At 55.3% G+C, this 18904-nt stretch carries 17 protein-coding genes and 1 other RNA gene; 13 read left to right on the top strand and 5 right to left on the bottom strand.

What is annotated here, in order from left to right:
• The first annotated feature begins 43 nt into the window (after positions 1-43).
• The 5 genes from lon to ACO6VX_RS09750 all read left to right on the top strand — a co-directional run bounded on the left by lon (position 44) and on the right by ACO6VX_RS09750 (position 5994).
• Positions 44-2398, top strand: coding sequence for an endopeptidase La (lon, locus tag ACO6VX_RS09770; RefSeq protein WP_010255415.1), 2355 nt, complete (start codon positions 44-46; stop codon positions 2396-2398).
• Between the two features lie 214 nt (positions 2399-2612).
• Positions 2613-2885, top strand: a complete 273-nt coding sequence (gene hupB / locus ACO6VX_RS09765) for a nucleoid-associated protein HU-beta (protein WP_009091701.1) — start codon at positions 2613-2615, stop codon at positions 2883-2885.
• 247 nt (positions 2886-3132) lie between these two features.
• A complete protein-coding gene (gene ppiD, locus ACO6VX_RS09760) occupies positions 3133-5001 on the top strand; it encodes a peptidylprolyl isomerase (protein WP_422432067.1) in 1869 nt (622 codons plus the stop codon).
• A 140-nt stretch (positions 5002-5141) separates the two neighbouring features.
• Positions 5142-5495 (top strand): ComEA family DNA-binding protein, encoded by a 354-nt coding sequence (locus ACO6VX_RS09755; RefSeq protein ID WP_010255849.1) that lies wholly within the window; start codon positions 5142-5144, stop codon positions 5493-5495.
• A 100-nt stretch (positions 5496-5595) separates the two neighbouring features.
• Positions 5596-5994, top strand: a complete 399-nt coding sequence (locus tag ACO6VX_RS09750) for a YbgC/FadM family acyl-CoA thioesterase (protein ID WP_422458094.1) — start codon at positions 5596-5598, stop codon at positions 5992-5994.
• A 50-nt stretch (positions 5995-6044) separates the two neighbouring features.
• On the opposite strand, the gene queC is transcribed toward ACO6VX_RS09750, so the two are convergent.
• Together queC and ACO6VX_RS09740 are read right to left on the bottom strand one after the other, a co-directional pair.
• Entirely contained in the window at positions 6045-6740 is a 696-nt protein-coding gene (queC, locus tag ACO6VX_RS09745; RefSeq protein WP_052272157.1) for a 7-cyano-7-deazaguanine synthase QueC, read from the bottom strand.
• A gap of 41 nt (positions 6741-6781) precedes the next feature.
• Positions 6782-8500, bottom strand: coding sequence for an SgrR family transcriptional regulator (locus ACO6VX_RS09740; RefSeq protein ID WP_422432063.1), 1719 nt, complete (start codon positions 8498-8500; stop codon positions 6782-6784).
• A 92-nt stretch (positions 8501-8592) separates the two neighbouring features.
• On the opposite strand from ACO6VX_RS09740, the gene cof reads away from it, so the two are divergent.
• Positions 8593-9414, top strand: coding sequence for an HMP-PP phosphatase (gene cof, locus ACO6VX_RS09735; RefSeq protein WP_422432061.1), 822 nt, complete (start codon positions 8593-8595; stop codon positions 9412-9414).
• Positions 9415-9448: 34 nt separating this feature from the next.
• Here cof and ACO6VX_RS09730 read toward each other — a convergent pair whose 3' ends face one another.
• A complete protein-coding gene (locus ACO6VX_RS09730) occupies positions 9449-10483 on the bottom strand; it encodes a PLP-dependent cysteine synthase family protein (RefSeq protein WP_010255863.1) in 1035 nt (344 codons plus the stop codon).
• A 117-nt stretch (positions 10484-10600) separates the two neighbouring features.
• On the opposite strand from ACO6VX_RS09730, the gene ACO6VX_RS09725 reads away from it, so the two are divergent.
• The 5 genes from ACO6VX_RS09725 (at position 10601) to amtB (ending at position 16541) form a co-directional block, all read left to right on the top strand.
• Positions 10601-11062: an Lrp/AsnC family transcriptional regulator gene (locus tag ACO6VX_RS09725; RefSeq protein WP_010671213.1), complete on the top strand. Its 462-nt coding sequence runs from the start codon at positions 10601-10603 to the stop codon at positions 11060-11062.
• Between the two features lie 24 nt (positions 11063-11086).
• Complete coding sequence (locus ACO6VX_RS09720; RefSeq protein WP_010255867.1) at positions 11087-12856, top strand: SmdA family multidrug ABC transporter permease/ATP-binding protein; 1770 nt, start codon at positions 11087-11089, stop codon at positions 12854-12856.
• Positions 12849-14624 carry a SmdB family multidrug efflux ABC transporter permease/ATP-binding protein gene (locus ACO6VX_RS09715; protein WP_010255871.1) on the top strand — a complete coding sequence of 592 codons (1776 nt, stop codon included), beginning with the start codon at positions 12849-12851 and terminating at the stop codon, positions 14622-14624. The genes ACO6VX_RS09720 and ACO6VX_RS09715 overlap by 8 nt, the downstream gene beginning before the upstream one ends.
• A 257-nt stretch (positions 14625-14881) precedes the next feature.
• Positions 14882-15220, top strand: coding sequence for a P-II family nitrogen regulator (gene glnK, locus ACO6VX_RS09710; protein WP_003850469.1), 339 nt, complete (start codon positions 14882-14884; stop codon positions 15218-15220).
• A gap of 34 nt (positions 15221-15254) precedes the next feature.
• Positions 15255-16541 (top strand): ammonium transporter AmtB, encoded by a 1287-nt coding sequence (gene amtB, locus ACO6VX_RS09705; protein WP_010255877.1) that lies wholly within the window; start codon positions 15255-15257, stop codon positions 16539-16541.
• 49 nt (positions 16542-16590) lie between these two features.
• Here amtB and tesB read toward each other — a convergent pair whose 3' ends face one another.
• The gene (gene tesB / locus ACO6VX_RS09700; protein ID WP_124889747.1) at positions 16591-17454 is read right to left on the bottom strand and encodes an acyl-CoA thioesterase II; all 864 of its coding nucleotides are present in this window, start codon (positions 17452-17454) and stop codon (positions 16591-16593) included.
• A 190-nt stretch (positions 17455-17644) separates the two neighbouring features.
• On the opposite strand from tesB, the gene ACO6VX_RS09695 reads away from it, so the two are divergent.
• Positions 17645-18202: a YbaY family lipoprotein gene (locus ACO6VX_RS09695; RefSeq protein ID WP_010255881.1), complete on the top strand. Its 558-nt coding sequence runs from the start codon at positions 17645-17647 to the stop codon at positions 18200-18202.
• Positions 18203-18241: 39 nt separating this feature from the next.
• Here the strand turns inward: ACO6VX_RS09695 and ACO6VX_RS09690 are convergent, their stop codons facing one another.
• Positions 18242-18553, bottom strand: coding sequence for an MGMT family protein (locus tag ACO6VX_RS09690; RefSeq protein ID WP_010255882.1), 312 nt, complete (start codon positions 18551-18553; stop codon positions 18242-18244).
• A 175-nt stretch (positions 18554-18728) separates the two neighbouring features.
• On the opposite strand from ACO6VX_RS09690, the gene ffs reads away from it, so the two are divergent.
• An RNA gene (ffs, locus tag ACO6VX_RS09685) (signal recognition particle sRNA small type) lies at positions 18729-18825 on the top strand.
• Positions 18826-18904: the final 79 nt, after the last annotated feature.

Here is an 18904-nt window from a genome sequence, read left to right as displayed (position 1 = left end):
CGGTTCCCATCACCTGGCGGACATTAAACAAAGAGAGAGCTCTATGAATCCTGAGCGTTCTGAACGCATTGAAATCCCCGTGTTGCCGCTGCGCGACGTGGTGGTTTATCCGCACATGGTAATTCCGTTGTTTGTTGGCCGGGAAAAATCAATTCGGTGCCTTGAAGCCGCAATGGATCATGATAAAAAAATCATGCTGGTCGCACAGAAAGAGGCTTCAACGGATGAACCTGGCATTAACGATCTCTTCTCAGTAGGGACCGTTGCATCAGTATTACAAATGCTGAAACTGCCGGATGGCACCGTCAAAGTCCTGGTCGAAGGTTTACAGCGCGCCCACATTACGACGCTGGCCGATAACGGTGACCATTTTGTGGCACAAGCTGAATATCTGGTTTCGCCAGAGATCGAAGAGCGCGAGCAGGAAGTGCTGGTGCGCACGGCGATCAATCAGTTTGAAGGCTACATCAAACTCAACAAAAAGATCCCACCCGAGGTTTTAACCTCGCTGAACAACATTGACGATGCGGCCCGCCTTGCCGACACCGTCGCAGCACATATGCCACTGAAGCTGGCAGACAAACAGTCTGTGCTGGAGATGTCCGACGTCAACGAACGTCTGGAATATCTGATGGCGATGATGGAATCTGAAATCGATCTGCTGCAGGTTGAGAAGCGCATTCGCAACCGTGTTAAGAAGCAGATGGAGAAGAGCCAGCGCGAGTACTATCTGAATGAGCAGATGAAGGCGATTCAGAAAGAGCTGGGCGAGATGGACGACGCGCCCGACGAGTACGAAGCGTTAAAACGCAAAATCGACGCGGCAAAAATGCCGGAAGAAGCGCGCGAGAAAGCGGAAGCTGAGCTGCAGAAGCTGAAGATGATGTCCCCGATGTCCGCTGAAGCAACCGTGGTTCGCGGCTATATCGACTGGATGGTGCAGGTTCCGTGGAACGCGCGCAGCAAAGTGAAGAAAGATCTGCGTAAAGCGCAGGAGACGCTGGATACCGACCATTACGGGCTGGAGCGCGTGAAGGATCGTATTCTTGAGTATCTTGCGGTTCAGAGTCGCGTCAGCAAAATCAAAGGGCCGATTTTGTGCCTGGTCGGACCGCCAGGGGTAGGTAAAACCTCTCTCGGTCAGTCGATCGCCAAAGCGACCGGACGCAAATATGTGCGTATGGCGCTGGGTGGCGTGCGTGATGAAGCTGAAATCCGCGGTCACCGTCGTACTTACATCGGCTCTATGCCGGGTAAATTAATCCAGAAAATGGCGAAAGTCGGGGTTAAAAACCCACTGTTCCTGCTGGATGAAATCGACAAAATGTCCTCTGACATGCGCGGCGATCCGGCTTCAGCGCTGCTGGAAGTGCTTGATCCTGAGCAGAACATTGCGTTCAACGACCACTATCTGGAAGTCGACTATGACCTCTCTGATGTGATGTTCGTTGCTACATCGAACTCAATGAACATCCCGGCACCGCTGCTGGACCGTATGGAAGTGATTCGTCTGTCGGGTTACACCGAAGATGAAAAACTGAACATCGCTAAGCAGCATCTGCTGACCAAGCAGATTGAGCGCAACGCCCTGAAAGCCAATGAAATTACGGTTGAAGACAGCGCGATTGTGGGCATTATCCGTTACTACACCCGTGAAGCCGGTGTGCGTAGCCTTGAGCGTGAGCTGTCGAAACTGTGCCGTAAAGCGGTTAAATCGCTGCTGATGGACAAGACGAAAAAGCACATCACCATCAATGGCGAAAACCTCAAGGATTTCCTGGGCGTTCAGCGCTTCGACTACGGTCGTGCGGACAGCGAAAACCGTGTGGGTCAGGTAACGGGTCTGGCATGGACGGAAGTGGGTGGCGATCTGCTGACCATCGAAACCGCCTGCGTACCAGGTAAAGGCAAGCTGACTTACACCGGTTCTCTGGGTGAAGTGATGCAGGAGTCGATTCAGGCTGCGCTGACCGTGGTGCGTGCCCGTGCCGAGAAGCTGGGCATCAATGGTGACTTCTACGAAAAACGTGATATTCACGTTCACGTACCTGAAGGCGCTACGCCGAAAGATGGTCCAAGTGCCGGTATCGCCATGTGTACTGCGCTGGTCTCCTGTCTGACCGGTAACCCGGTGCGGGCGGATGTGGCGATGACCGGTGAGATCACCCTGCGTGGTCAGGTGCTGCCGATTGGCGGGCTGAAAGAGAAACTGCTGGCAGCGCACCGTGGTGGCATTAAAACCGTGCTGATCCCTGACGACAACAAGCGCGACCTGGAAGAGATTCCACAGAACGTGATTGCCGATCTGGAGATTCATCCGGTGAAACGCATTGAAGAGGTGCTGAATCTGGCACTGGAAAATGCGCCATACGGTATGCAGGTCGTAACAGCAAAATAGTGATTAACGGCAAAAACCGTTAAAAAGCGGAGCTGGCAAGGCAATTGGCGCTTGCCAGCTTTTTTTTGTGCCGTTAATTTAGGTGGCTGCCGACGCGACGTTCTCAGAGAAATTCCGTTGTTTCGGCTCCACAGGCTTGATATAACTTGCTGCGCGTTCGCACCCTGCCGGATGCAGGGTACGATGTGAAATAATAAAAGAGGGGATGAAGAGAGTGAATAAGTCACAATTGATCGACAAAATTGCTGCCGATGCTGATATTTCTAAAGCTGCAGCGGGACGTGTTTTAGATGCATTTATGGGCTCAGTTTCAGATGCGCTGAAAGACGGTGATGAAGTGGCTCTGGTAGGTTTCGGCACATTCTCTGTGCGTGACCGCGCTGCACGTACTGGCCGCAACCCGCAAACCGGTAAAGAGATCACCATCCCGGCCGGTAAAGTACCAGGCTTCCGTGCTGGTAAAGCATTGAAAGACGCTGTCAATTAATAACAACGAATAGATTCATTGACGCATTTTCTTCAGTGGATTAGAGGACGATTAACCCGTTCTCATGTAACATACGGGCACATCAATCAGATGTGCCTTTTTTGTTTTAACCGGTGAGAATCGGGCCGTAAGATGGACCTGGACCGGATTGAGACTGCCAGCTAAGCCAGCAGTTGCGTGAGTCGCCAGCCAATGGCGAATTGCGACCGAGCTTTACATTCACACTACAGCGGAGTGTTGCCATACCATGATGGACAATTTACGCGCGGCGTCGAACCATGTCGTGCTCAAGATTATTTTGGGGCTGATTATCCTCTCCTTTGTGCTGACGGGCGTTGGCAACTATCTGATTGGCGGCAATAACGACTATGCGGCCAAAGTTAACGGCCAGGAGATTAGCCGGGGACAGCTGGAGCAGGCGTTCAACAGCGAGCGCAGTCGTCAGCAGCAGATGCTGGGCGATCAGTTCTCTCAGCTGGCCAGCAACGATGGCTACATGCAGCAGATTCGCCAGCAGGCGCTGTCGCAGTTAATAGATCAGGCGCTGCTTGATAGCTACATCAAAGATCTCCACCTCAGCATCAGCGACGATCAGGTGAAGCAGGCTATCTTCAATCAGCAGGCTTTTCAGACCAACGGTAAATTCGACAATGCCAAATATCTGAGTCTGATCAGCAATATGGGCTTCAGCGCCGACCAGTATGCCGAAGCGCTGCGTAAGCAGCTCTCTAATCAACAGCTGATCAATGCCGTGGCTAACACCGACTTCACGCTGAAAGGCGAAGCCAGCAAACTGGTGGACCTGGTTTCACAGCAGCGTGAGATTCGTCAGGCGACGCTGGACGTCAATGCACTGGCGGCGAAGCAGGCCGTTACTGACGACGAAATCAGTCAGTATTATCAGCAGCATAAAACCAGCTTTATGGCACCAGAGCAGTTCCGTGTCAGCTACCTCCTGATGGATGCAGCCAGCATGCAGCAGGATGCCAGCGAGGCCGATATTCAGGCCTGGTACGACCAGCATAAAGCGGACTATTCGCAGCCACAGCGTACGCGCTACAGCGTCATTCAGACCAAAACTGAAGCCGATGCCAATGCGGTCCTGGCGCAGCTGAAAGCGGGTGCCAGCTTCGCCGACGTGGCAAAAGCCAAATCCATTGACCCGATCTCTGCGCGTAAGGGCGGCGATATGGGCTGGCTGGAACCCTCTACGACGCCGAATGAGCTGAAAAATGCCGGTCTGACTGAGAAAGGCCAGATGTCAGGCGTGATCAAATCTTCAGTGGGCTTCCTGGTGGTTCGTCTTGACGATATTCAGCCAGAGCAGGTTAAGCCACTGGATGAAGTGCGCAGCGCCATTGCAGCGAAAGTGAAGCAGGAGAAGGGCGTTGATGCCTTCTACAAAGTGCAACAGAAAGTCAGCGAAGCGGCCAGCAATGACAATGAGTCACTGGCGGGTGCAGAGCAGGCTTCTGGTCTGAAAGCGAAAGAGACTGGCTGGTTCAGTCAGGATACGCTGCCAGATGAGCTTAACTTTGATGCGGTGAAGCAGGCGATCTTTAATGGCGGTCTGGTCGGGCAAAACGGCGCGCCGGGCAACAACTCCGATATCATCACTGTCGATGGCGACCGTGCCTTTGTGCTGCGTATCAGTGAGCATAAACCGGAAGCGGTAAAACCGCTTGAGCAGGTTAAGGCGCAGATCACTGACACGCTTAAGCATGATAAAGCGACGCAGCAGGCGAAAGCTCAGGCTGATAAGCTGCTGGCCGATCTCAAAGCCGGTAAGCAGGATGCGCTGACTGCCGCAGGTCTGACGCTGAGCGCCAGCAAGACCGTTGATCGCAATGCGCAGGATCCGGTGGCACAGACTGCCTTTAACCTGCCTCAGCCTGCGGAAAATAAACCTTCCTGGGGTGTCAGCGAAGATATGCAGGGCAATGTGGTACTGGTGGCGGTTGATAAAGTTAAAACCGGCAGCATGCCGCAGGCGCAGATTGACGAAATGGTCAAAGGCGTCACGCAGAATAATGCGCAGCTGGCGTTTGAAGCGTTACTGCAAAACCTGCGTAAAGAGGCCAAAATTAAGTACGGCGCTGCCGCACAAATGCAGTAAGCCTCGCAGAAACTGCGCAACGACTGTAACAATCAAAGGCCGCATTCGCGGCCTTTTCCATTTCTGAAATCCCGCTTTTGAGCCTTGTGTGCAGTAGTGCCACTCTGTCGCTGCTGTTTACACACAAGGAGAAACACAGCATGGCTAAACCTAAACTCGTTGCCTTTTATCTTTCACTCGCGCTGGGCGGCGCACTCTGTCACAGCAGCGTCTCTGCGGCACCTGAACCTGTCAGCGCAGCCGTCACGCAGAGCTCACATCCTGCGTCGAAGCCGGAAGCCGCCGCGCAGCCACAGCAGGAGCAGGTCAGCATCAATGAAGCAACAGCCGAACAGCTCTCTGCCGTTATGAATGGGGTGGGGCTGAAAAAGGCGCAGGCAATTGTGAGCTATCGCGAACAGTACGGACCGTTTAGCGCAATTCAGCAACTCAGTGAAGTGCCGGGCATCGGCAATGCGTTGATAGAGCGAAATGCGGCCCGGCTGAAATTGTGAAGCAGTACACATCTGTGATGCTTAACCCACGATAGACAGGCGACTCTGCTAAAGTGAACAGGTCCAACCAGTTAATTCACAGCAGCAGGAGAGCATGACCATGCAGACCACCATAAAAGTGCGCGGCTATCATCTGGATGTCTATCAGCACGTCAATAATGCGCGCTATCTTGAGTTTCTTGAGGAGGCGCGCTGGGAGTGGCTGGAAGAGGTGGAGGCATTCCACTGGTTGCAGGAACAGAAACTGGCTTTTGTGGTGGTAAACATCAACATCAACTACCGTCGCCCGGCCGTGCTGTGCGACGTACTGACTATCGAAAGTGAGATCACGCAGTTGAATGGCAAAAGCGGCATTATTGCGCAGCGTATTTTGCTGGCAGGGCAGGAGACCGTGGTGGCGGATGCCGCACTCACTTTTGTCTGTATTGATTTGCGGACTCAGAAGGCGGTTGCGCTGGAAGGGGAGTTGCGCGAGCGACTGATGCGTCTGATGGCATGAGTCGATAAAAAGGCGGCAACCCGGATTCTCTGCCGCCACCTCAGACAGTCTTAGTTAAGACCGCTTTTTGCTTTCATTGCCGCCATTACGCCAGCACGATCGTTGAGATAACCCTGCAGGCCATTGGCTCGTAAATGACAGGCTGCACACTCACCACATCCGTCACCTTTCACGCCGTTATAGCAGGTCAGCGTCTGCTCGCGTACCAGCGCAAGCTGCTGCCAGTAATCCGCCAGCGCCCAGGTTTCCGCTTTATTGAGCCACATCAGCGGCGTCTCAAAACGAACATCGCGCGCCATGCCAAGCGACACCGCATGGTTCAGCGCTTTGACAAACTCATCGCGACAATCGGGATAGCCGGAGAAATCGGTCTCACAGACGCCAGTGATCACCGCTTCCGCTTCGACCTGATAAGCGTAAACCGAGGCCAGCGTCAGAAAGAGAATATTGCGTCCCGGCACAAACGTACTGGGTAATCCACTGGCCTCGGGATTATAAGCCGGCACCGGAATGTTATCCCGCGTCAGGCTGCTGACGGCGAGTTCGTTCAGCATGGTGACATCCAGCACTTTATGCGCGCGCGCGCCCAGTTTAATCGCCAGGTCGCGGGCCACATCGATCTCTTCCCGATGGCGTTGTCCATAGTCGAAAGTGACGCAATGAACATCATCATATTGCTGTAATGCCTGAATCAGGCAGGTAGTGGAGTCTTGTCCACCGCTGAAAACTACAACAGCGCGTTTCATGGTGTTTTCCTGATAATTAATTTTGCGCTTATGGTAATGCCTCAGTCCGCCGCTGAACAGCTGCATGGCAGATCAATGGGCGGCGGGATCCATGCGCGGCTGAAATCGAACCAGCCCAGCGTATTCAGTTCAATCCCTTCAACGCCCGGCGGCGCGTAGATTTGATAGCGATAATTGAACAGTGGCAGCAGGATGCCGCCCGTCATCAGCTGATGATAAAGCTGATGCAGCGAGCGGGCACGGGTTTCGTCGTCAGCAATTTGCTGGATAGCCAGCAGTTGCGCCTGAATCTCTTCGCCCTGCAGTGTGGGCCACAGCGGCCGCCATAGCGGGTCAGTCTGCAACCAACTGGCCAGCGTAAAGACCGGCGCATCACCAATCAGTCTGTCGCCCATCACGATATCTGCCTCATCAAGCGGGTCGATGCCGTGCCAGTTTTTTACCGGATGAAAAACTACCTTCAGGGTGCAGCCGTGCTGTTTTAACAGTGCAACCAGCGCCTGTGACATCTGGTGCAGCTCAACCGGCAACTGATAATGCAGCGTCAGGGTTGCCGGTAAGGGAACCGTGACAGCATCAATCAGCGGCACACTCCAGCCAGGTAACAGCTCTTTACTGGGAGTGATGAGTCCCTCATCCAGAGGCAACCGGCTGACAATGCCGCTTTGCTGGATCAGCTGGAAAAGCGTGCGCGCCTGATCAGCGGTAAATCCGGCTCGCGGCCGGCAGACCAGATAACAGAAGCCGAGGCTGATACTGCTGCTGACCGGTTGCAGCGTCCTGAGCTCTGTGGCATCCCCTATCGCAATCTGCACCGGATGACGACAGCTGCTGCCGAGAGCGGGATCAAATAGCTGAGGAGTAATCCAGTACTCCACCGCCTGCAGCAGAGGGCGCTGCAGATGCCAGCGCGCGTGACTTTCAATCCTGACCAGCTCGGCGCTGAAGTGCCTGAGTTTCCACGGCCCGCTGCCCGTGGCGGGATCGATGGGATGGGGCAGCAGGCACAACAAGTGGGCGAGCCGATAGGGCAGCCAGAAATCAGGCCGTCGCAGTACGAAACGCACCGCAAGCGGATGGGGCGCATCCACGCTGACCACATCGGCCAGCAACACACTGACGCGCGTATCCCGCAACAGTTGGCGGAATTGCGCCACCAGTTGTGCGGCCTGCAGAGGCTCGTCGTTGTGCCACATCAGCTGAGGCCGTAACCAGAATAACCAGCCAGATGACGCCTCGTCATGTTGCCAGTGATGCGCCAGATCGCCGACCGGCTCATCCTGCTCAAAGCGAGTCAGACCGGAATAGATCTGGCGAGCCAGGTGCTGCTCGGCCCGACCGGTAATCTGGCGCGGCTCTGTGCTCTCCATCGGACGATAGTAGGGGATGCGCAGAACCGGCGTATCGTTCTGCCACTGTCCACCCATTAATGGCCGCAGCATATTGATCAGCCTTTCCGGCGGTAGATCCAGCAGCTGCAAGGCCTCAGCGGCGTCTCCGGCGTCGAGCTGTTGTTGCAGCAACTGCTGCCGTAATTGTTCAGGTGAGCGCAGAAACACTATCTGTCCCTGTTTGCCACGGCCAGGCTCGCCGCGCCAGCTGAGCCAGCCTGCATGCTGCCACTGTGACAGCAACGTGCGCAGATGACGCTCGCTGCAGATACAGTGGCGGGCCATCTCCGCCACGCAGGTTTGCTGTGGGGCGCCCTGACTCTGCTGCCACAGACGCTGGAACTGATTAAGACGGTTAAGCTGGCGCATGTTAAACCCGGAACAGTTTTTTAAAAGTATTCACTATTAGTTCCGCAATTAACAGGCAATAGTGGAGTTCATCTTTCAGCAGGAGGTAAATCATGGTGCGTTTAGCCGCGTTCGATATGGATGGCACATTATTGCTGCCGGATCATCAGCTGGGTCAGCAGACGCTGGATAGCCTGCAGGCGTTGCATCTGCGTGGCGTTAATCTGGCGCTGGCGACGGGCCGCCATCTGCTGGAGATGCAGATCTTACGGGAAAAAATGACACTGCCCGCGTGGCTGATTACCGGTAATGGTACCCGTGTACACGACAGGCAGGGCAATCTGATCTTTGCGCGTGATCTGCCCTCTTCGGTCGCCGAAGAGGTGATCCACCGCCGCTGGAATACGCCCGCCACCATGCATGTTTTCAACGATCAGGGGTGGTTTACCGATCACCCACAGCCTGAACTGCTGGTGGCCCATCAGATCAGCGGATTTGGCTATCAGCTGTGCGATCTTAAAAGGTTGCCCGCGCATCAGGTGACAAAAATCTGCTTTATCGATCAGCATCAGCGCCTCTGTCAGCTAAAAACAGAGCTGGATGCCGCACTGGGCGAGCAGGCTAACATCTGCTTCTCTGCCGTGGATTGTCTGGAGGTGTTACCCGCCAGCTGCAATAAAGGCAGCGCGCTGGCACTGTTATGTGACCATCTGTCGCTGACCATGGCGGAGTGTATGGCGTTTGGTGATGCGATGAACGATCGCGAGATGCTGGCGCAGGCCGGACAGGGTTTTATCATGGGCAATGCGATGGCGCAGCTGAAAGCCGCGCTACCGCATCTGCCGGTATTAGGGCATTGCGAGACACAGGCGGTGTCTCACTATTTAAATCACTGGCTGGCAACACCCGACCTCGCGTATTCCCCCGAATGCTGAGGATTGCCGTGAACCGGACAGGATGTCCGGTTTTTTATTCCAGCTCGCGCTGCCATGGCGTGATATCGCCAATATGTTTTGCCACCCACTCAGGCTGATAGTAGCTATCGGGATAACGTTCGCCGCTGTCGCACAGCAGTGTCACCAGCGCTCCCTGCTGATTCGCTGCCCGTAGGCGTTTTGCCACCTGCATCATGCCCCAGAAATTAGTGCCGGTAGAGGCGCCAGGCTTGCGTCCCAGAATCTTTTCCAGTTTCAGCATGGCGGCCAGCGTTGCACCATCCGGCACTTTGATCATTTCGTCGATCACGTCAGGCATAAACGACGGCTCCACTCGCGGACGGCCAATTCCTTCGATCATGCTGCCGCGCGCGCTGGTCAGGGTAGCATCACGCTGCTGCCAGTAATCAAAAAACACCGAATGCTGCGGATCAACCACCAGCAGTTTGGTTTCCAGTCCCTGATAACGGATATAGCGGCCCAGCGTGGCTGAGGTGCCGCCGGTGCCCGCACTCATGATTATCGTATGGGGAATCGGATAAGGTTCATGCTCCATCTGACGGAAAATGCTCTCTGCAATATTGTTATTGCCGCGCCAGTCGGTGGCACGTTCAGCATAGGTAAACTGATCCATAAAATGGCCATTGAGCTCCCGCGCCAGCCGTTCAGATTCAGCATAGAGCTGGCAGGGATCTTCAACAAAATGGCACTGTCCGCCATAAAAGGTGATCTGCTCAATTTTACGCTTCGCCGTGCTCGCCGGCATCACCGCAATAAAGGGCAGACCCAGCAGCCTTGCGAAGTACGCCTCAGAAACGGCAGTGCTGCCTGACGAGGCTTCGATAATCGGCGTATCCTGTTTAATCCAGCCGTTGGAGAGGCCGTAGAGGAACAGGGATCGTGCCAGCCGGTGTTTAAGACTGCCACTGGGATGGGTACTTTCATCTTTCAGATAGAACCAGATACCGGGAAAGTCCGCCAGATCGAAACGGATCAAATGGGTCTCAGCCGATCGTTGAAAATCAGCGTTAATTTCGTTGATAGCGTGGCGAATCCAGCAGGTGTGCATCTCAGGCGTCCGGTAAAAAAGTGATGCGGCTATTTTATGGCACGTGCAGGAAAAAGAGATTGCACAATTACCGCTAAAATGGCGGTAATGGAGAAAATGATTCTCCCGGAGCCGCGAATGTTAGATAAAACTGACCTTAAATTGCTCTCACTGCTGCAGCATGACTGCACGCTGTCGCTGCAGGCGCTGGCGGATGCCGTCAACCTCACCACCACACCCTGCTGGAAGCGCCTGAAAAAGCTTGAAGATGATGGCATTATTCGCGCACGGGTGGCGTTGCTGGATGGAGATAAAATCGGACTGTCACTGACGGCGTTTATGTTTGTTAAAACGCAGCAGCACAGCCGCGACTGGTATCAGGCATTTGTCTCGGTGGTGAGCAGCATGCCGGAGGTAATGGCCTTTTACCGTATGGCAGGCGAGTATGATTACCTGCTGCGCATTCAGGTGGCCGACATGAAAAGCTATGATGCTTTCTACAAGCGATTAGTGAATGGGGTGCCTGGCCTGATTGATGTGACATCCAGCTTCGCCATGGAAGAGATTAAATACACCACGGCTTTACCTGTTGCCCCCTGAGGGCCTGAGATTGAGAGCAGCGTTGTGCGATTATTCAGTCAATTAAGTTGGTATTTTCTGCGGGAGTGGCGGCGCTATCTGGGCGCGGTCCTCCTGCTGATTGTTATTGCTATTCTGCAGCTGCTGCCACCGCATGTGGTCGGGGTGATTGTCGATGGCGTGACGCGTGACAACATGAGCACCAGCCGCATCATGATGTGGATTGGGATCATGCTGGCAACGGCGGTGGTGGTCTATCTGCTGCGCTATGTCTGGCGCGTGCTGCTGTTTGGTGCCTCCTACCAGCTGGCGGTTGAGCTGCGCGAAGATTTCTATCGCCAGCTGAGTCGTCAGCAACCGGCATTTTATCTGCGTCACCGCACCGGCGACCTGATTGCGCGCGCCACCAACGACGTGGATCGGGTGGTGTTTGCGGCCGGGGAAGGGGTTCTGACGCTGGTCGACTCGCTGGTCATGGGCTGCGTGGTGCTGCTGGTAATGAGCACGCAGATCAGCTGGCAGCTGACGCTGCTTGCGCTGGTGCCGATGCCCATTATGGCCATCGTGATCCATCGCTACGGTAATCAACTGCACCATCGCTTTAAGCTGGCACAGGCCGCCTTCTCCAGTCTCAACGATCAGACGCAGGAGAGCCTGACCAGCATCCGGATGATTAAATCCTTTGGCCTTGAACAGCATCAGTCGCAGCAATTTTCCGATATCGCCCGCGATACCGGTGAAAAAAACCTGCGCGTGGCGCGGGTCGATGCCCGTTTCGACCCCACTATCTATATCGCTATCGGCTTCTCAAACCTGCTGGCGATTGGTGGCGGCAGCTGGCTGGTCTGGCATGGAGAGATGACGCTGGGGCAGCTCACCAGCTTTGTGATGTATCTCGGCCTGATGATCTGGCCGATGCTGGCGCTGGCGTGGATGTTTAATATTGTTGAACGCGGCAGCGCCGCCTGGAGCCGTATCGGCGCGCTGCTGGCGGAAGCACCAGCGGTGGAAGATGGCGATAAGTCACTGCCATCTGAACCGGGCACGCTGCAGGTCGCGATTCGTGCCTTTAACTATCCGGCCAGCGTGGGTCCGGTCTTAAGCGATGTCAGCTTCCAGCTGAAACCCGGCGAGATGCTGGGGCTGTGCGGACCAACCGGCAGTGGCAAAAGTACGCTGCTTAGCCTGATTCAGCGCCACTTTGATATTCAGCAGGGCGACATCCGTTATCATCAGATCCCGCTGCCGCAATTGCGGCTGGACAGCTGGCGCAGCCGTCTGGCCGTGGTCAGCCAGACACCGTTCCTGTTCTCAGACAGCGTGGCGAACAATATTGCGCTGGGAAAACCGGGCGCAACCCAGCAGGAGATTGAGCATGCCGCCACGCTGGCCTGCGTTCATGACGATATCCTGCGTCTGCCGCAGGGCTATGAAACGGAAGTCGGGGAGCGCGGTGTGATGCTGTCGGGTGGGCAGAAGCAGCGTCTTTCGATTGCCCGGGCGCTGCTGCTGAATGCGGAAATCCTGATTCTGGACGACGCGCTTTCCGCGGTGGATGGCCGTACCGAACACGAAATCCTGCATAACCTGCGCATCTGGGGGCAGGGACGCACGCTGATTATCAGCGCGCACCGCTTATCGGCACTGACGGAAGCCAGTGAAATCCTGGTCCTGCAGCAGGGCAGAGTGGCGCAGCGGGGCGACCACGACGCCCTGACCGGCAGTGCTGGCTGGTATCGGGACATGTACCGTTACCAGCAACTGGAAGCGGCGCTGGATGATGATGAAAATGAGAAAGGAGTGCCGCATGGCTAAGTCTGCACGCTTGTGGCCTACCCTGAAGCGTCTGCTGAGCTACGGTAAGCCGTGGCGCAAATCCCTGTCGCTGGCGGTAGGGATGCTGTGGATCGCTGCCGCGGCGGAAGTGACCGGACCGGTTCTGGTCAGCTATTTTATCGACAACCTGGTGGCGAAACATCAGATGCCCTGGGGAGTGGTCGCAGGACTGGTGGTCAGTTTTATCCTGCTTCAGCTGCTGGCCGCCGGGCTGCACTACTGGCAGGCGCTGTTGTTTAACCGAGCCGCTATCGGCGTGGTACAGCGGTTACGCAGTGACGTGATGAATGCCGCACTCTGTCAGCCGCTGAGTGCCTTTGATACCCAGCCGGTCGGGCAGATTATTTCACGCGTGACTAACGACACCGAAGTCATCCGCGATCTCTACGTCACGGTGGTTTCAACCGTGCTGCGCAGTGCCGCACTGGTCGGCGCCATGATGGTGGCGATGTTCAGCCTTGACTGGCGTATGGCGCTGGTGGCGATGATGATCTTTCCGCTGGTACTGGTGGTGATGTTCATCTATCAGCGTTACAGCACGCCCATTGCCCGTCGGGTTCGCAGCTATCTGGCAGACATCAATAATGGCTTTAACGAAGTGATCAGCGGTATGAGCGTGATCCAGCAGTTTCGTCAGCAGGCGCGATTTGGTGAGCGAATGGGCGAAGCGAGCCGTTCTCACTATCTGGCGCGAATGGAAACGCTGCGTCTGGATGGTTTTCTGCTGCGTCCGCTGTTGAGCCTGTTTTCAGCGATGGTGTTGTGTGGGCTGCTGATCCTGTTTAGTTTCTCGATGCCTGGCGTGTTTGAAGTGGGGGTACTCTATGCCTTTATTACCTATCTGGGGCGTCTGAATGAGCCGCTGATTGAGCTGACCACTCAGCAATCAATGCTGCAGCAGGCGGTAGTTTCAGGTGAGCGTATTTTCGAACTGATGGATGCTGCACAGCAGCAGTATGGTGCCGATCAGCAACCGCTGGCTTCAGGTCGTATCACCCTGAACAATCTGAGCTTTGCCTACCGTGAAAACCGCGATGTGCTCAGTGATATCAATCTTGAGGTTGCCCCACGCGAGTTTGTGGCGCTGGTGGGACATACCGGCAGCGGTAAAAGCACGCTGGCGAACCTGTTAATGGGTTACTACCCGGTAACGCGTGGCGAGATCCGCATTGATGATCGACCCATCAGCAACCTGAGCCATGCCGTGCTGCGGCGCGGTATCGCGATGGTGCAGCAGGATCCGGTGGTGCTGGCCGATACGCTGCTGGCGAATGTGCGGCTGGGACGCGACATCAGCGAAGAGGCCGTCTGGACGGTGCTGGAACAGGTGCAGCTGGCTCCGCTGGCGCATGCGTTGCCGGAGGGAATACATACCCGGCTGGGCGAGCAGGGCAATAATCTGTCGGTCGGGCAGAAACAGCTGCTGGCACTGGCCCGGGTGCTGGTTGATTTGCCGCAGATACTGATCCTCGACGAAGCGACGGCCAATATTGATTCCGGCACCGAGCAGGCCATTCAGCAGACGCTTGAGACGCTGCGCCAGCACAGCACGCTGGTGGTGATTGCTCACCGCCTCTCAACGATTATTGAAGCAGACAAGATTCTGGTGCTGCATCGTGGTCGTGTGGTTGAGCAGGGTACGCATCAGCAACTGCTGGCGATGCAGGGACGTTACTGGCAGATGTATCAGCTGCAGCAGGCAGGTGAAGATCTGGTATCGGGCGTCGCTGTAACAACTGAAGGCTGAGTTGCACCTTTTTTGCGCACCTTTATCAGATTAATCTGTATAAATGCACTCCTTTGACGCCTGAAGCACCAAAGGAGTGCAGCCCTCCGCTGCAATTTCCCCTGTACGGCCTCTCTGTTTCCCATCCTCTTTAAAGCATCCCTTGTCGCGTCTCGCCTGAACAACGTATTACCGTCATTTTCACACTCTGGCACAGGCTTTGCTTATATCCCTGCGTGTCCGTAAACGTTACCTATTTACTCGCTGGAGGGGATCCAATGAAGCTGGTTACCGTCGTAATTAAGCCATTCAAGCTGGAGGATGTACGTGAAGCTTTATCCTCTATCGGCATTCAGGGACTGACCGTCTCCGAAGTGAAAGGTTTTGGCCGTCAGAAGGGCCATGCAGAGCTTTATCGTGGCGCAGAGTACAGCGTGAACTTCCTGCCTAAGGTCAAAATTGATATCGCTATTGCCGACGATCAGTTAGACGAAGTGGTGGATGTCATCAGTAAAGCGGCTTACACCGGCAAAATTGGCGACGGTAAAATTTTCGTAGCTGAACTGCAGCGCGTCATCCGTATTCGTACCGGCGAGACCGACGAAGCCGCTCTGTAATAAAGACTCAGTACTGTGATGGGATGGAATAAAAATGAATAAAATTTTCGCTAAGTTGGGCCTCACCAGCCTGGCACTGTTACCCTCACTCGCAATGGCTGCGCCTGCCGTTGCGGACAAGGCTGATAACGCATTTATGATGATTTGCACCGCGCTGGTGCTGTTTATGTCAATTCCAGGTATCGCGCTGTTTTATGGTGGTTTGATTCGCGGTAAAAACGTGCTGTCGATGCTGACCCAGGTTGCCGTCACCTTCTCACTGGTCTGCGTATTATGGATGGTTTACGGCTATTCACTGGCGTTCAGTGAAGGCAACGCCTTCTTTGGCAGCTTTAACTGGGTGATGCTGAAAAACATTCAGCTGACCGCCGTCATGGGCAGCTTCTATCAATATATTCATGTCGCGTTCCAGGCCTCGTTTGCCTGTATCACGGTGGGCCTGATTGTCGGTGCTATCGCAGAACGCATCCGTTTCTCTGCCGTACTGATTTTTGTCGGCGTCTGGCTGACCCTGGCTTACCTGCCTATCGCGCACATGGTGTGGGCTGGCGGTTTCCTGGCACAGGATGGCGCGCTGGACTTTGCTGGCGGCACCGTGGTGCATATTAACGCCGCTGTCGCCGGTCTGGTGGGCGCTTATCTGGTGGGCAAACGTGCCGGCTTTGGTAAAGAGGCCTTCAAACCACACAACCTGCCAATGGTATTCACCGGCACCGCCATTCTGTATGTCGGCTGGTTCGGTTTCAACGCCGGTTCTGCTTCTGCAGCAAACGAAATCGCGGCGCTGGCCTTCCTCAACACCGTTGTCGCAACAGCGGGCGCCGTGTTGTCATGGACCTTTGGCGAGTGGGCGGTACGTGGTAAGCCTTCGCTGCTGGGTGCCTGTTCAGGCTTTATTGCCGGATTAGTAGCGATTACGCCTGCCTGTGGTTACGTCGGCGTCGGCGGTGCATTAATCATCGGCCTGGTCGGCGGACTGGCGGGACTGTGGGGCGTGACCACCCTGAAAAAATGGCTGCGCGTGGATGATCCCTGCGATGTGTTCGGCGTGCATGGCGTGTGCGGCATTGTCGGCTGTATCCTGACTGGCGTGTTTGCCTCCTCTTCACTGGGCGGCGTAGGCTACGCAGAGGGTGTCACCATGGGCCATCAGGTTTGGGTACAGCTCTTCAGCGTGGGCCTGACTATCGTCTGGTCGGGCGTTGTCGCCTTCATCGGCTTCAAGCTGGCTGATTTGATTGTCGGTCTGCGCGTTCCGGAAGAGCATGAGCGTGAAGGTCTGGATGTAAACAGCCACGGCGAGAATGCTTATAACCAGTAACGGATGGGCAGTGAAAAGATCAACCGGGGGCGAGGAATCGCCCCTTTTTTTATTCGCTGCGCTGACGCATCACCCCTTCCTGAACCGTTGAGGCCACCAGCACACCCTGCTGATTGTAGAACTCGCCCCGGACAAAACCCCGTGCGCCTGACGCCGAAGTACTGACTACGCTATAGAGCAGCCATTCACTGAAGTCGAACGGGCGGTGGAACCACATTGAGTGGTCGATAGTGGCGACCTGCATGTCCGGCTCTAAAAAGCCTTTGCCGTGCGGCTGGAGCGCGACCGGCAGGAAATTGAGATCGGAAGCATAGCCGAGCAGATACTGATGGATACGCAAATCGTCGGGCAGTGGGCCGGTGGCACGGATCCAGACCTGGCGCTCCGGCTTATCCACATGGCCCCGGAGAGGATTGTGAATCTGTACCGGGCGGATCTCCAGCGGACGCTCAGCAATGAATTTTTCACGTAGCTTTTCTGGCAGCAGATGCGCCATTTTCTGCGCCATCGCCTGTTCAGTTAACAGATTCTCTGGCCCCTCCACCTGTGGCATCGGATTCTGATGTTCAAAGCCGCTTTCCGGTGACTGGAACGAGGCGGTCATATAAAAAATCGGCTGCCCATTCTGAATGGCACTGACCCTACGTGCGCTGAAACTTTTGCCATCACGCAGCGTTTCAACATCGTAAATAATCGCTTTCTGACTATCGCCGGGCCGCAAAAAATAGCTGTGAAAAGAGTGAATAATGCGATCTTCCGCCACAGTTTGCTTTGCGGCATACAGCGCCTGACCCACCACCTGACCGCCAAACACCTGACGAAGGCCAATATCTTCGCTCTGGCCGCGATATAAACCCTCTTCCAGTTTTTCCAGATTTAATAAATTCAGCAGATTTTGCAGTGCCTGACTCATGGCGCGTTCCTCAATATAGTGACCTGCTCAGTGTGAAAGATCGGACCAGTTGACGTCAATCAGACTTTCTACATTGTCGGTGCCAGGCAAAATTTCATTTTTGTGCCAACATTAAGGACATACGGCGAGTGAAGCGCTGTAAGCAGGATTCGCTGCCGACAATCATTTTGATCAAATGGAGACGACATCAATGAAACTCAGGCATGTGTTCAGTGGAGTAGTTATGGCGGTTGCTGTTGTAGGATGCGCCGACAAGAGTAAACCCGTGCCAACGCCAACTCTGGGTTCTGCGGTTGCAGGACAGACGGCGGCGATTGCGCAGCCCAACGTAAGTGGTTCAGTCTTTATCCGCCAGCGCATTGCGCTGCCGCCGGATGCGGTATTAACCGTGACGCTCTCTGATGCGTCCGTCGCCGATGCACCCTCAAAAGTGCTGTCGCAGCGCGTGGTGCGTACCGAAGGCAAACAGGCACCGTTCCAGTTCGTGCTGCCGTTTAACCCAGCCGACATCAAGCCTGATGCACGCATTCTGTTAAGCGCAGCCATCTCAATCGACGGTAAGCTGGCCTTTATCACTGAAGGCGTGAAGCCAGTGATTAACCAGGGTGGCACCAAAGCAGAGCTGCTGCTGGTACCGGTACCGTCTATGGCGATGCCAACCCAGCCGGGCGCAGCGACCACCGTTCCTTCGACCTCACCGACTCAGGTGACGCCGTCTGCTGCGGTTCCTGCTCCAACTCGTCTGTAAACTCATTTCGGGGCGACATTGTCGCCCTTTTTACCCTGTCTAAACTCGCCAGCGATAAGCCTCGAGATCGAGCTGTCCGTCGTCACTCACCTCTATGCCTTCCGCCTCCAGTGCATCCCGCTGCCGCAACAGACGGTCACCCTGAAGAGAAATTGTGCCGTGTCGGTTTACGACGCGATGCCAGGGAAGGGTAGTGCCCTCGGGTAAGCGGCTCAGCACGCCACCGACCTGACGCGCCGCGCGCGGAGAACCGGCCAGTAGCGCCACATCGCCATAGGTGGTGACGCGGCCAGCCGGAATAGCGGCAACAATTTGCCAGATGCGTTGCTGGAAAGTGTCTGGCTGATTCATGTACTTATTTCATCAGGAAAAAGGGTTTTAACTTTAGCACGGGGAAAAGGCGGAGAAAGCGTAAAAGCGGTGGTTGTTCAAGAAAACAACGGTTGTCCCGACTACGCTTGCAATTGCCACCTCCTTCCCAGATAATGCCCCCGCTCTCGTAAAGAGGGCTTGTCAATGGGGGCCCTGTTGGTTCTCCCGCAATGCTAGCTTGTGAACTCGGTCAGATCCGGAAGGAAGCAGCCGTAGCAGGTGACGCGTGTGCCGGGATGTAGCTGGCAGGGCCCCCACCACTTTCTCCCTTCGATATTCTCCCCCTAAGCTGCAGACAGGCAAAACCCGCCTGGGCCGATCCTTTGCCGG

It is taken from the genome of Pantoea sp. BJFS-204 (genome assembly GCF_049310725.1).
Classification (GTDB): domain Bacteria; phylum Pseudomonadota; class Gammaproteobacteria; order Enterobacterales; family Enterobacteriaceae; genus Pantoea; species Pantoea agglomerans.
Note: the sequence above shows the minus strand (reverse complement) of the source record. Positions and strands in the feature narration are given on the sequence as shown.

What these genes read in the sequence shown, in the direction of transcription:
- lon (WP_010255415.1), top strand. Translation starts at nt 44, where the DNA reads ATGAATCCTGAGCGTTCTGAACGCATTGAAATCCCCGTGTTGCCGCTG.
- ppiD (WP_422432067.1), top strand. Translation starts at nt 3,133, where the DNA reads ATGATGGACAATTTACGCGCGGCGTCGAACCATGTCGTGCTCAAGATT.
- ACO6VX_RS09755 (WP_010255849.1), top strand. Translation starts at nt 5,142, where the DNA reads ATGGCTAAACCTAAACTCGTTGCCTTTTATCTTTCACTCGCGCTGGGC.
- ACO6VX_RS09750 (WP_422458094.1), top strand. Translation starts at nt 5,596, where the DNA reads ATGCAGACCACCATAAAAGTGCGCGGCTATCATCTGGATGTCTATCAG.
- queC (WP_052272157.1), bottom strand. Translation starts at nt 6,740, where the DNA reads ATGAAACGCGCTGTTGTAGTTTTCAGCGGTGGACAAGACTCCACTACC.
- ACO6VX_RS09740 (WP_422432063.1), bottom strand. Translation starts at nt 8,500, where the DNA reads ATGCGCCAGCTTAACCGTCTTAATCAGTTCCAGCGTCTGTGGCAGCAG.
- cof (WP_422432061.1), top strand. Translation starts at nt 8,593, where the DNA reads ATGGTGCGTTTAGCCGCGTTCGATATGGATGGCACATTATTGCTGCCG.
- ACO6VX_RS09730 (WP_010255863.1), bottom strand. Translation starts at nt 10,483, where the DNA reads ATGCACACCTGCTGGATTCGCCACGCTATCAACGAAATTAACGCTGAT.
- ACO6VX_RS09725 (WP_010671213.1), top strand. Translation starts at nt 10,601, where the DNA reads ATGTTAGATAAAACTGACCTTAAATTGCTCTCACTGCTGCAGCATGAC.
- ACO6VX_RS09715 (WP_010255871.1), top strand. Translation starts at nt 12,849, where the DNA reads ATGGCTAAGTCTGCACGCTTGTGGCCTACCCTGAAGCGTCTGCTGAGC.
- glnK (WP_003850469.1), top strand. Translation starts at nt 14,882, where the DNA reads ATGAAGCTGGTTACCGTCGTAATTAAGCCATTCAAGCTGGAGGATGTA.
- amtB (WP_010255877.1), top strand. Translation starts at nt 15,255, where the DNA reads ATGAATAAAATTTTCGCTAAGTTGGGCCTCACCAGCCTGGCACTGTTA.
- tesB (WP_124889747.1), bottom strand. Translation starts at nt 17,454, where the DNA reads ATGAGTCAGGCACTGCAAAATCTGCTGAATTTATTAAATCTGGAAAAA.
- ACO6VX_RS09695 (WP_010255881.1), top strand. Translation starts at nt 17,645, where the DNA reads ATGAAACTCAGGCATGTGTTCAGTGGAGTAGTTATGGCGGTTGCTGTT.
- ACO6VX_RS09690 (WP_010255882.1), bottom strand. Translation starts at nt 18,553, where the DNA reads ATGAATCAGCCAGACACTTTCCAGCAACGCATCTGGCAAATTGTTGCC.